This is a genomic window from Streptomyces sp. cmx-4-9, from assembly GCF_046548835.1.
GTDB lineage: Bacteria > Actinomycetota > Actinomycetes > Streptomycetales > Streptomycetaceae > Streptomyces.
The window spans coordinates 225,815-237,902 of record NZ_JAEBEE010000005.1; the positions used below are offsets into that span (position 1 = coordinate 225,815).

Annotated in this window: 12 protein-coding genes; 11 read left to right on the plus strand and 1 reads right to left on the minus strand. The window is 72.7% G+C overall.

Features of this window, described 5'->3' with window-relative positions; translation table 11 throughout:
- Positions 1–22: 22 nt before the first annotated feature.
- On the minus strand, positions 23–160 hold the full coding sequence (locus ACLJTM_RS17395) for a hypothetical protein (protein WP_411104514.1): 138 nt from the start codon (positions 158–160) through the stop codon (positions 23–25).
- Between ACLJTM_RS17395 and ACLJTM_RS17400 the strand changes: the two genes are divergently transcribed.
- The 11 genes from ACLJTM_RS17400 to ACLJTM_RS17450 all read left to right on the plus strand — a co-directional run bounded on the left by ACLJTM_RS17400 (position 137) and on the right by ACLJTM_RS17450 (position 11,986).
- Entirely contained in the window at positions 137–1,768 is a 1,632-nt protein-coding gene (locus ACLJTM_RS17400; protein WP_411104515.1) for a DUF5941 domain-containing protein, read from the plus strand. The genes ACLJTM_RS17395 and ACLJTM_RS17400 overlap by 24 nt on opposite strands.
- Positions 1,765–2,517, plus strand: coding sequence for a sugar phosphate nucleotidyltransferase (locus ACLJTM_RS17405; protein ID WP_411104516.1), 753 nt, complete (start codon positions 1,765–1,767; stop codon positions 2,515–2,517). Before ACLJTM_RS17400 ends, ACLJTM_RS17405 begins: the two co-directional genes overlap by 4 nt.
- Complete coding sequence (locus ACLJTM_RS17410; protein ID WP_411104517.1) at positions 2,505–3,566, plus strand: iron-containing alcohol dehydrogenase family protein; 1,062 nt, start codon at positions 2,505–2,507, stop codon at positions 3,564–3,566. The genes ACLJTM_RS17405 and ACLJTM_RS17410 overlap by 13 nt, the downstream gene beginning before the upstream one ends.
- The gene (locus tag ACLJTM_RS17415; protein ID WP_411104518.1) at positions 3,544–4,323 is read left to right on the plus strand and encodes a CDP-alcohol phosphatidyltransferase family protein; all 780 of its coding nucleotides are present in this window, start codon (positions 3,544–3,546) and stop codon (positions 4,321–4,323) included. The genes ACLJTM_RS17410 and ACLJTM_RS17415 overlap by 23 nt, the downstream gene beginning before the upstream one ends.
- Positions 4,320–5,204, plus strand: a complete 885-nt coding sequence (locus ACLJTM_RS17420; protein WP_411104519.1) for a glycosyltransferase family 2 protein — start codon at positions 4,320–4,322, stop codon at positions 5,202–5,204. The genes ACLJTM_RS17415 and ACLJTM_RS17420 overlap by 4 nt, the downstream gene beginning before the upstream one ends.
- Positions 5,205–5,299: 95 nt before the next feature.
- On the plus strand, positions 5,300–6,229 hold the full coding sequence (locus ACLJTM_RS17425; protein ID WP_411104520.1) for an ABC transporter permease: 930 nt from the start codon (positions 5,300–5,302) through the stop codon (positions 6,227–6,229).
- The gene (locus ACLJTM_RS17430) at positions 6,222–7,004 is read left to right on the plus strand and encodes an ABC transporter ATP-binding protein (RefSeq protein WP_411104521.1); all 783 of its coding nucleotides are present in this window, start codon (positions 6,222–6,224) and stop codon (positions 7,002–7,004) included. Before ACLJTM_RS17425 ends, ACLJTM_RS17430 begins: the two co-directional genes overlap by 8 nt.
- A gap of 366 nt (positions 7,005–7,370) precedes the next feature.
- Positions 7,371–8,300 (plus strand): squalene synthase HpnC, encoded by a 930-nt coding sequence (gene hpnC / locus ACLJTM_RS17435; protein ID WP_411104522.1) that lies wholly within the window; start codon positions 7,371–7,373, stop codon positions 8,298–8,300.
- On the plus strand, positions 8,297–9,271 hold the full coding sequence (gene hpnD / locus ACLJTM_RS17440) for a presqualene diphosphate synthase HpnD (RefSeq protein ID WP_411104523.1): 975 nt from the start codon (positions 8,297–8,299) through the stop codon (positions 9,269–9,271). The genes hpnC and hpnD overlap by 4 nt, the downstream gene beginning before the upstream one ends.
- 169 nt (positions 9,272–9,440) lie before the next feature.
- Entirely contained in the window at positions 9,441–10,832 is a 1,392-nt protein-coding gene (gene hpnE, locus ACLJTM_RS17445; protein ID WP_411104524.1) for a hydroxysqualene dehydroxylase HpnE, read from the plus strand.
- 53 nt (positions 10,833–10,885) lie between these two features.
- Positions 10,886–11,986 (plus strand): polyprenyl synthetase family protein, encoded by a 1,101-nt coding sequence (locus ACLJTM_RS17450; protein WP_411104525.1) that lies wholly within the window; start codon positions 10,886–10,888, stop codon positions 11,984–11,986.
- The last annotated feature ends 102 nt before the right edge of the window (positions 11,987–12,088 follow it).

Here is a 12,088-nt window from a genome sequence, read left to right on the forward strand (position 1 = left end):
TACCGGCCTGCCGGTCCCCGGATCACCGCTCGCCGACGAGCTGCGCACCCTCGGCTTCGACGTCCGCCCCGCAGCCGGTTCCGAAGAGGCCGCCACCGTGCTGGCCGGCGTCCCCGCCGACCAGCGGGTGGCCGTCGTGGACAGCGCCTTCGTCGGCCACGTGCACGCCCTGCGCCTCGCACTGACCGACCCCCGCTTCGACGCCTGCGCCGTCCCCGGGGCCTTCGCCGTGCAGCCCGCCGCCCGGGGAGCCCTGGACAAGGCCGCCGCCGATGCCGCGGGCGACGGCGCCGGACCCTACGCCGACCGGCTCGCCGCCGGGGCCGAGGCCGCCGGGACCACCGTCCAGCGCCCCGACCTCGGCACACTCGTCGCCGCCGTACCGGCCACCACGGCCGAGCGGGACGCGGCCGTCGCCGCCGTCGCCGCCGTCGACGAGGAAGCCGTACGGCTGCGGACCGCCGTGAAGTCCCGCGACGGCTTCTTCACCACCTTCTGCATCAGTCCGTACTCGCGCTACATCGCCCGCTGGTGCGCGCGCCGGGGCCTCACCCCGAACCAGGTCACCACCGCCTCGCTGCTCACCGCGCTGATCGCGGCCGGCTGCGCCGCCACCGGCGAGCGCTGGGGCTACGTGGCGGCCGGCGTGCTGCTCCTGGTCTCCTTCGTCCTGGACTGCACCGACGGGCAGCTCGCCCGCTACTCGCTGCAGTACTCGACGATGGGTGCCTGGCTCGACGCCACCTTCGACCGCGCCAAGGAGTACTCCTTCTACGCGGGCCTCGCGCTCGGGGCCGCCAGGAACGGGGACGACGTCTGGGGCCTCGCCCTGGCCGCCATGATCCTCATGACCTGCCGGCACGTCGTGGACTTCTCCTTCAACGAGGCGAACCACGACGCGACGGCCAACACCAGCCCCACGGCCGCCCTCTCCGACCGGCTCGACAGCGTCGGCTGGACGGTCTGGGTCCGACGGATGATCATCCTGCCGATCGGCGAGCGCTGGGCGATGATCGCGGTCCTCACCGCCGTCACCACCCCCCGCACCGTCTTCTACGCGCTCCTGGCGGGCTGCGCCTTCGGGGCCGTGTACACCACCGCCGGCCGGGTGCTGCGCTCGCTGACCCGCCGGGCCACCCGTACCGACCGCGCGGCCCAGGCGCTGGCCGACCTCGCCGACTCGGGCGTGCTCGCCTGGACCGGCGGGCCGCGCACCCCCGCCCGGTACCGCCCCGGCTACTCCGCCCTGCTGCTCGCCGCGGCCGGCTCCGCGCTGATGGCCGGCGGCGCGGCGACCCGCGGCTTCGCCGACCCCTGGCTGATCGCCACCGCGGCGGCCTACGCCGCCTTCGCGGGCGCCGCCGTCTCCGGCCCCCTCAAGGGCCCCCTCGACTGGCTCGTCCCGCCGCTCTTCCGGTGTGCCGAATACGTCACGGTCCTCGCGCTGGCCGCCAAGGCGGACGTGCCCGGAGCCCTTCCGGCGGCATTCGGACTGGTCGCGGCGGTCGCCTACCATCACTACGACACGGTCTACCGCATCCGGGGCGGCTCGGGAGCGCCCCCGCGCTGGCTGGTGCGGGCGACCGGCGGCCACGAGGGCCGGGTCCTGCTGACCGTGGTCCTCGCCGCAGTCCTTCCCCGGGACGCGTTCCCCGTCGCGCTCACGGCCCTGGCCGTGTACGTGGCACTGGTGGTGCTCGTGGAGAGCATCCGCTTCTGGGTCTCCTCCGGAGCACCCGCCGTACACGACGAAGGAGAACCAGCATGATCGGCCTTGTCCTCGCTGCCGGTGCCGGACGCCGCCTGCGTCCCTACACCGACACCCTGCCCAAGGCCCTGGTGCCCGTCGGTCCCGAGGGCCAGGAGGAGAGCCTGACGGTCCTCGACCTGACGCTCGGCAACTTCGCCGAGGTGGGCCTCACCGAGGTCGCCGTCGTCGTCGGGTACCGCAAGGAGGCCGTCTACGAGCGCCGCGAGGCGCTGGAGGCCAAGTACGGCGTCTCGATCACGCTGATCGACAACGACAAGGCCGAGGAGTGGAACAACGCCTACTCCCTGTGGTGCGCGCGTGACGTCCTCAAGCAGGGCGTGATCCTCGCCAACGGCGACACCGTCCACCCGGTCTCCGTGGAGAAGACCCTGCTCGCCGCCCGCGGCGAGGGCCGGAAGATCATCCTGGCCCTCGACACGGTCAAGACCCTGGCCGACGAGGAGATGAAGGTCGTCACCGCCGAGGGCCAGGGCGTCCGCAAGATCACCAAGCTGATGGACCCGGCCGAGGCCACCGGCGAGTACATCGGCGTGACCCTCATCGAGCCCGAGGCCGCCGAGCAGCTGGCCGAGGCCCTGAAGACCACCTTCGAGCGCGACCCCGACCTCTACTACGAGGACGGCTACCAGCAGCTCGTCGACGACGGCTTCACCATCGACGTGGCTCCCATCGGCGACGTCAAGTGGGTCGAGATCGACAACCACGACGACCTCGCCAAGGGCCGGACCATCGCATGCCTGTACTGACGAGGCTCATCCCCTCGCCGGTCGTCGTCGACATCAGCCGCGGGGCGATGGACGACCTGGCCGGCCTCCTGGCCGACCAGCGGATCTCCGCCTCCGGGAAGCTGGCGATCGCGATCAGCGGGGGTTCCGGCCTGGCACTGCGCGCCAAGCTGGAGCCGGTCCTGCCGCACGCCGACTGGTACGCCGTCGTCGACGGCACCATCGACTCGGCCGTGAAGCTGGCCGACGACATAAAGGGCCGCCGCTACGACGCCGTCGTGGGCCTGGGCGGAGGCAAGATCATCGACGTGGCGAAGTACGCCGCGGCGCGGGTCGGACTGCCCATGGTGGCCGTCGCCACCAACCTCTCGCACGACGGGATCTGCTCGCCGGTGTCCATCCTGGACAACGACAACGGCCGCGGCTCCTACGGGGTCCCCACCCCGATCGCCATGGTGATCGACCTCGACGTGATCAAGGAGGCCCCGGTGCGGTTCATCCGCGCCGGCATCGGCGACGCGATCTCCAACATCTCCGCCATCGCCGACTGGGAGCTCTCGCACCGGATCACCGGCGAGCCCGTCGACGGCCTGGCCGCCGCCATGGCCCGTACCGCCGGCGAGTCCGTGCTGCGCCACCCCGGGGGCTGCGGCGACGACGAGTTCCTCACCGTGCTCTCCGAGGGCCTGGTCCTCTCCGGCATCGCCATGTCGATCAGCGGGGACTCCCGCCCGTCGTCCGGCGCCTGCCACGAGATCAGCCACGCCTTCGACCTGCTCTACCCGGGGCGCTCCGCGCTCCACGGCGAGCAGGTGGGCATCGGAGCCGCCTTCGCCATGCACCTGCGGGGGGCCGCCGAGCAGTCCGGCCTCTTCGTCGAGGTGCTGCGCCGGCACGGCCTGCCGGCGCTGCCCGAGGAGATCGGCTTCAGCACCGACGAGTTCGTCGCCGCCGTCGAGTACGCCCCGCAGACCCGCCCGGGACGCTTCACCATCCTGGAGCACCTCAACCTGTCCGCCGCCGAGATCAGGGACGCCTACTCCGACTATGCCAAGACCATCCGTAGCTGAACTCCGGCCCGTCGTGCACCCGGCGGGCGTGAAGGACCGGGTCAGCGGGGAGCACTGGGGCGGGCGCCTCTACATGCGCGAGATCTCCCTGCGCATCACCCGCCTCCTGGTCACCACCAAGGTCACGCCGAACCAGCTGACCTACGTGATGACCCTCGCCGGCGTGCTCGCCCTGCCCGCCCTGCTGGTGCCGGGCGTCTGGGGCGCCGTGCTCGGCGTGATCGCAGTCCAGCTCTACCTGCTGCTCGACTGCGTCGACGGCGAGGTGGCCCGCTGGAAGCAGCAGTTCTCGCTGTCCGGGGTGTACCTGGACCGGGTCGGCGCCTACCTCTGCGACGCGGCGGTGCTCGTCGGCTTCGGCCTGCGCGCCAGCGACCTGTGGGGGACCGGCCGGATCGACTGGCTGTGGGCCTTCCTGGGCACCCTCGCCGCCCTCGGCGCGATCCTGATCAAGGCCGAGACCGACCTGGTCGGCGTGGCCCGCCACCAGGCCGGCAAGCCCGTGGTCAAGGACGCTGCGGCCGAGCCGCGCTCCTCCGGCATGGCGCTCGCCCGCCGGGCCGCGGCCGCGTTCAAGTTCCACCGCCTGGTCCTCGGCATCGAGGCCTCGCTGCTCATCCTGGTGCTGGCCGTGCTCGACCAGGTCCGCGGCGACCTCTTCTTCTCCCGGCTGGGCGTGGCCGTCCTGGCCGGCATCGCGCTGCTCCAGACGGTGCTGCACCTGGTGTCGATCCTGGCCTCCAGCAGGCTCAAATGACGGCCCCGATGCGGCTGGGCGCCGTGATCATCACCATGGGCAACCGGCCCGACGAGCTCAAGGCGCTCCTCGACTCGGTGGCCCGGCAGGACGGCGACCCCGTGGAGGTGGTCGTGGTGGGCCAGGGCGTCGAGGTCGCCGGACTGCCCGAGGGCGTCCGCACCGTCACCCTGCCGGAGAACCTGGGCATCCCGGGCGGCCGCAACGTCGGCATCGAGGCCTTCGGTCCCGGCGGCCGGGACGTGGACGTCCTGCTGTTCCTCGACGACGACGGCCTGCTGGAGCGGACCGACACCGCCGAGCTGTGCCGCCAGGCCTTCGCCGAGGACGCGGCCCTCGGCATCGTCAGCTTCCGCATCGCCGACCCGCAGACCGGTGGGACCCAGCGCCGCCACGTCCCGCGGCTGCGGGCCTCGGACCCGATGCGCTCCTCCCGCGTGACCACCTTCCTGGGCGGCGCCAATGCCGTCCGTACGGCGGTGTTCCAGCAGGTCGGAGCGCTGCCGGGGGAGTTCTTCTACGCGCACGAGGAGACCGACCTGGCCTGGCGGGCGCTCGACGCGGGGTGGCTGATCGACTACCGCGCGGACATGGTGCTGCTGCACCCGGCCACCGCCCCCTCCCGGCACGCGGTCTACCACCGTATGGTGGCCCGTAACCGGGTGTGGCTCGCCCGCCGCAACCTGCCCGCTCCGCTGGTCCCGGTCTACCTGGGCGTCTGGCTCCTCCTGACGCTCGTGCGCAGGCCGTCCGCACCGGCGCTCAAGGCCTGGTTCGGGGGCTTCCGGGAGGGATGGACCACTCCCTGCGGTCCCCGGCGTCCCATGAGATGGCGTACGGTCTGGCGGCTGACCCGGCTGGGCAGACCGCCTGTCATCTGACGAGCCCGCGTCTGGGAACATGACGCGATCACGGGCCTCGTGCCACCAGCCTGATGCCCGACCTGGCCGCATCTTGAAGACGAAAGTTTCAACTTGTGAGTGACACAACCCACGACGGCGCCCTCGCCACGAGCAGGCCGCCGTCCGACGACGCGGGGCTGAGCGCCGCGGAGCTCGCCAGGAAGTACGGCCTCTCCGTGAGCGGCGCCCGGCCCGGGCTGGGCGAGTACGTGCGGCAGCTCTGGGGCCGGCGCCACTTCATCCTGGCCTTCTCCCGGGCCAAGCTGGTCGCGCAGTACAGCCAGGCCAAGCTCGGCCAGGTCTGGCAGGTGGCGACCCCGCTGCTGAACGCGGCCGTCTACTGGCTGATCTTCGGCCTGATCCTCGGCGCGGGCCGCGAGATGCCCAAGGGCGTCTACGTCCCGTTCCTGATGATGGGCATCTTCGTCTTCACCTTCACCCAGAGCTCGGTGATGGCGGGCGTCCGCGCGATCTCCGGAAACCTCGGACTGGTGCGGGCCCTGCACTTCCCGCGGGCCGCCCTGCCGGTGTCCTTCTCGCTCCAGCAGCTCCAGCAGCTGCTGTACTCGATGGTCGTCGTCTTCATCATCGCCATCAGTTTCGGCAACTATCCGCAGCTCTCCTGGCTGCTGGTGGTCCCGACGCTGGCGCTGCAGTTCGTCTTCAACACCGGCCTCGCCATGATCTTCGCGCGGATGGGCTCCAAGACCCCCGACCTCGCGCAGCTGATGCCGTTCGTGATGCGCACCTGGATGTACGCCTCCGGTGTCATGTTCCCGATCGGGATCTACCTCGCGAAGCAGCCCCAGTGGATCAGCGACGTGCTGCTGTGGAACCCGGTGGCGATCTACATGGACCTCATCCGGTTCGCCCTGATCGACGACTACGGCAGCAGCAACCTGCCCCCGCACGTCTGGCTCTTCGCCGTGGGCTGGGCCGTCGTGATCGGTCTCGGGGGCTTCGTGTACTTCTGGAAGTCTGAGGAGCGTTACGGCCGTGGCTGACAACAGCAGGGGACGCGTCCCCACCGTGATCGCGGACGGCGTCCACATCGTCTACCGGGTCAACACCGGCAGCGCCGGCAAGGGCGCGGCCACCGCCGCGCTCAGCAAGATCGTGCGCCGGCGCAAGGGCGACGCGCCGGGCGTCCGCCGGGTGCACGCCGTGCGCGGAGTCTCCTTCACGGCGTACCGCGGCGAGGCGATCGGGCTCATCGGGTCCAACGGCTCCGGCAAGTCCACCCTGCTGCGGGCCATCGCCGGGCTGCTGCCCTGCGAGGAGGGCAAGGTCTACACCGACGGCCAGCCCTCGCTGCTGGGTGTCAACGCCGCCCTGATGAACGACCTCACCGGGGAGCGCAACATCGTCCTCGGCGGTCTCGCGATGGGCATGACCCGCGAGCAGATCAAGCAGCGCTACCAGAGCATCGTCGACTTCTCGGGCATCAACGAGAAGGGCGACTTCATCTCGCTGCCGATGCGCACCTACTCCTCCGGCATGGCGGCGCGCCTGCGCTTTTCCATCGCGGCGGCCAAGGACCACGACGTCCTGATGATCGACGAGGCCCTGGCCACCGGCGACCGCAGCTTCCAGGTGCGTTCCGAGGACCGCATCCGCGAACTGCGGGAGAAGGCCGGCACGGTCTTCCTGGTCAGCCACAACAACAAGTCCATCCGCGACACCTGCGACCGGGTGCTGTGGTTGGAGAAGGGCGAACTCCTGATGGACGGGCCCACGGAGGAAGTCGTCTCGGCCTACGAGAAGGCGACCAGCGGCTGACCCGCCCGCCCCGCACCGGCCTTCGCGGGCCGTCCCGGGCGGACTTCCGCAAGGCCCCCGCCGCACTGCGCGGCGGGGGCCTCTGCGTGCCCCGCTGGACACCGGGACGACATTCGGTGGTGGAGCGAATACCCCAACGGCCCGTGCGCCGTTGTACAGCGTAAGCTGAAGCAGTCCGGAATCAGGGCCAAGAGGGACGATTCCCCGCAGGTGAACGGCCCGGGACGGCCCGGGGAATTCCCCGGCGGCGTGTCCGAAATAGGATGCATTGGGTCGGCAGTGTAGAACGGGAGATGTGACGGCAATGGCTACGGGAATTCTCCGGCCCCCAGGCAGTACGGCCGTCCCCGCCCCGGGCGGCGGGCGGTGACCCCGGGGCACAGCACCGGCACCCTGCCCGACACGGACCACGCCCGCGCCACCCTCGACAAGGCCAGGGCGGAGAACTTCCCCGTCGCCCCGTCCTTCCTGCCCCGTGCCTGGCGCGAGGGCCTCATGGCCGTCTACGGGTACGCCCGCCTCGTCGACGACATCGGCGACGGCGACCTCGCGCCCGGCGGACGCGACGCCGTGCTCCTCGGCCTCGACCCCGGCGCGTCCGACGACCGGCTCGCCATGCTCGACGCCTTCGAGGCCGACCTGCTGCGCGTGTTCGGCGCCGCCGGCGGCCCCCCGCGCCACCCCCTGCTCCTCGCCCTCCGGCCCGTCGTCCGCGACCACGGCCTCACCCCGGAGCCGTTCCTCGGGCTGATCGAGGCCAACCGCCAGGACCAGCGGGTCACGCGCTACGCGACGTACGCGGACCTGGCCGGCTACTGCGAGCTCTCCGCCAACCCGGTCGGCCGCCTCGTGCTCTCGCTCACCGGGACCAGCACCCCCGAACGGATCCGCCGCTCCGACGCCGTCTGCACCGCCCTGCAGATCGCCGAGCACCTGCAGGACGTCACCGAGGACCTCGGCCGCGACCGCATCTACCTCCCCGGTGAGGACATGCGCCGCTTCCACGTCGCCGAGTCCGACCTGCGGGCCCCGTCCGCAGGGGCCTCCGTACGCTCCCTGATCGCCTTCGAGGCGCAGCGCGCCCGGGACCTCCTCGACGAAGGCGCCCCCCTCGTCGCCAGCGTCCACGGCAGGCTGCGGCTGCTGCTCGCCGGATTCGTCGGCGGCGGGCGCGCCGCCCTGCGCGCCGTCTCCGCCGCCGGCTTCGACGTACTCCCCGGCCCGCCCAAGCCCACCAAGAGCGGCCTGCTCCGCGAGGTGGCCGCCGTCCTGCGCACAGCGCCGAGAAAGGGGTGAGCCCCATCGTGGAGGGCCCCGCACACCCGCCCGCACCGTTCGCGCCGTCCGCACCGGTCCAGGCGGCCTACAGCTACTGCGAGGCCGTCACCGGCTCACAGGCGCGCAACTTCGCGTACGGCATCCGACTGCTGCCCACCGACAAGCGCCAGGCGATGTCCGCCCTGTACGCCTTCTCCCGGCGCGTCGACGACATCGGCGACGGCACGCTGACGCCCGGCACCAAGCGGGACCGGCTGGAGGAGACCCGCGCCCTGCTCGGCCGGATCCGGGCCGGCGAGGTGGAGGAGGACGACACCGACCCGGTGGCCGTCGCCCTGACCCACGCCGCCCGCCGGTTCCCGATCCCGCTGGGCGGCCTCGACGAACTCATCGACGGCGTACTCATGGACGTCCGCGGCGCGACCTACGAGACCTGGGACGACCTCGCGCTCTACTGCCGCTGCGTGGCCGGCGCCATCGGACGGCTCTCCCTCGGCGTGTTCGGCACGGCCGGCGCCGCCACCGGCCCGGAGGCCGCACGCGCCGGGGAGTACGCCGACACCCTCGGCCTCGCCCTGCAACTCACCAACATCCTCCGGGACGTCCGCGAGGACGCCGCCAACGGCCGCACCTACCTCCCCGCCGAAGACCTCGCCAAGTTCGGCTGCTCCGAAGGCTTCCGCAGCGAACGGATGCCCGCCGGATCCGACTTCGCCGGGCTCGTCCACCACGAAGTGCGGCGCGCCCGCGCCCTGTTCGTCGAGGGATACCGGCTGCTGCCCCTGCTCGACCGGCGCAGCGGCGCCTGCGTGGCCGCCATGGCCGGCATCTACCGCCGCCTCCTCGACCGCATCGAACGGGAACCCGACGCCGTGCTGCGCGGCCGCGTCTCGCTGCCGACGCACGAGAAGGCGTACGTCGCCGTACGGGGCCTGTCCGGCCTCGACGCGCGGACCATCTCCCGCCAGAGCACCCGGAGGCGGACCTGATGGCCCCGCACCCGACCACCGCCGCCCCCGCATCCCGCGGCCCACGGACCGGACGGGCGTCGGCTGCCGCGCACGCAACCCCCGCGCGGGCGGCCGCGTCCGTCCATGCGGGGACCGCCCGGCACCGGCAGACGGCCGCAGCGCCGCGGCACACCACGGAGGAGGCCGCATGACCGGCAGGGACACCCGCGGCGGCGACCACGCCGTCGTCGTCGGCGGCGGCCTCGCCGGGGTCACCACCGCGCTGCAGCTCGCCGACGCCGGGCTCCGGGTGACCCTGCTCGAAGGCCGCCCGCGGCTCGGCGGCCTCGCCTTCTCCTTCCGGCGCGGCGACCTCACCGTGGACAACGGCCAGCACGTCTACCTGCGCTGCTGCACCGCCTACCGGTGGTTCCTCGACCGCGTCGACGGCGCCGCCCTCGCCCCGCTCCAGGACCGCCTCGACGTCCCCGTACTCGACGTGGCCCACCCGCGGGGGCCGCGCCTGGGCCGGCTGCGCCGCAGCGCCCTGCCGGTCCCCCTGCACCTGGCGGCCTCCCTGGCCGCCTACCCGCACCTCTCCCTCGCCGAGCGGGCGAGTGTGGGCCGCGCCGCCCTCGCACTGCGCCGCCTCGACCCGGCCGACCCGGCCCTGGACGGGCTGGACTTCGCGACCTGGCTCGGCCGCCACGGGCAGTCCCCGCGCACCATCGAGGCGCTGTGGGACCTCGTCGGGGTCGCCACCCTCAACGCCACCGCCGACCAGTCCTCCCTGGGCCTGGCCGCCATGGTCTTCAAGACCGGCCTCCTCTCGGAGAACGGCGCCGCCGACATCGGCTGGGCCCGCGTACCCCTCGGCGACCTGCACGACACCCTGGCCCGCAAGGCCCTGGACGCGGCCGGCGTACGGACCGTGCTGCGCGCCCGGGCCTCCCACATCCTGAGCACCCCGGAAGGCAGTTGGCGGGTCGACACCGACGAGGAGTCCCTCGACGCGGACACCGTGGTCCTCGCCGTCCCGCAGCGCGAGGCACACGCCCTGCTGCCCGAGGGCGCCCTCCCCGACCCCGACACGCTCCTGGACATCGGCACCGCGCCCATCCTCAACGTCCACGTGGTCTACGACCGCAAGGTGCTCAAGCAGCCCTTCTTCGCCGCCCTCGGCTCCCGGGTCCAGTGGGTCTTCGACCGCACCGAGTCCTCCGGTCTCCCCGACGGCGGCCAGTACCTCGCACTGTCCCAGTCGGTCGCCCAGGACGACATCGACGAACCGGTCTCGGCGCTGCGCGCCACGTACCTGCCGGAGTTGGAACGGCTGCTGCCCGCGGCACGCGGCGCCAAGGTACGGGACTTCTTCGTCACCCGGGAGCGGACCGCGACCTTCGCACCCGCCCCCGGCGTGGGACGGCTGCGCCCCGGGCCGCGGACCGACACGCCGGGGCTCTACCTCGCCGGTGCATGGACCGCGACCGGTTGGCCCGCGACCATGGAGAGCGCCGTCCGCAGCGGACTGAGCGCGGCGCAGGCCGCACTCGCCGCGCTCGGCCGCCCCGGCGAACACCCTCTGCAGGAGACGGCATGACGACGACCATCAGCACGACCGGCACAGCAGGTACAGGAACCAGAGGAGAGCCAGTGAACCCGGGGAATCCGGCTGTCGAGAACACGGATGCCGGTATGGGCGCGGCGGGCGGGGGAACGGAGAAGGCGGACACGGTGGCCCTCCTGGAGCGCGGCCGCACGCTGTCGACCCCGGTGCTCCGCGCCGCAGTGGACCGGCTCGCATCGCCCATGGACACGGTCGCCGCCTACCACTTCGGCTGGATCGACGCCCAGGGCAACCCGGCGGACGGCGACGGCGGCAAAGCCGTCCGCCCCGCCCTCGCCCTGCTGTCCGCGGAGGCCGCAGGAGCCGCCGCCGAGGTCGGCATCCCCGGCGCGGTGGCCGTGGAACTCGTCCACAACTTCTCGCTGCTGCACGACGACCTGATGGACGGCGACGAGCAGCGCCGCCACCGCGACACGGTCTGGAAGGTGCACGGCCCCGCCCAGGCCATCCTGGTCGGCGACGCGCTCTTCGCCCTCGCCAACGAAGTGCTGCTGGAACTGGGCACCGTGGAGGCCGGGCGCGCCGCACGGCGGCTGACCACGGCCACCCGCAAGCTCATCGACGGCCAGGCGCAGGACATCTCCTACGAGCACAGGGAGCGCGTCAGCGTCGAGGAGTGCCTGGAGATGGAGGGCAACAAGACCGGCGCCCTCCTCGCCTGCGCCGTCTCGATCGGCGCCGTCCTCGGCGGCGCGGACGACCGCACCGCCGACAAGCTGGAGGAGTACGGCTACCACCTCGGCCTCGCCTTCCAGGCCGTGGACGACCTCCTCGGCATCTGGGGCGACCCGGAGGCCACCGGCAAGCAGACCTGGAGCGACCTGCGCCAGCGCAAGAAGTCCCTGCCGGTCGTCGCCGCCCTCGCGGCCGGCGGCCCCGCCTGCGAGGAACTCGCGGAACTGCTCGCCGCCGACGCCAAGAGCAACGACTTCGAGAACTTCTCGGAGGAGGAGTTCGCGGCCCGCGCCGCCCTCATCGAGGCGGCCGGCGGCCGCCAGTGGACCGCCGACGAGGCACGCCGCCAGCACGCCGTGGCCATCCGCGCCCTGGACGACGTCGACATGCCGCAGCAGGTGCGCGAGCAGCTCGTCGCCCTCGCCGACTTCGTCGTCGTGCGCAAGAGGTGACCGCCGCCCGGTCGCAGATATGACTCGCAAGTCGCCGGCCGGCGCCACCGCCTGAGAGCGGCGTGCTCCGGCCGACGGCAGACCCCAGCACAGCACAGGACA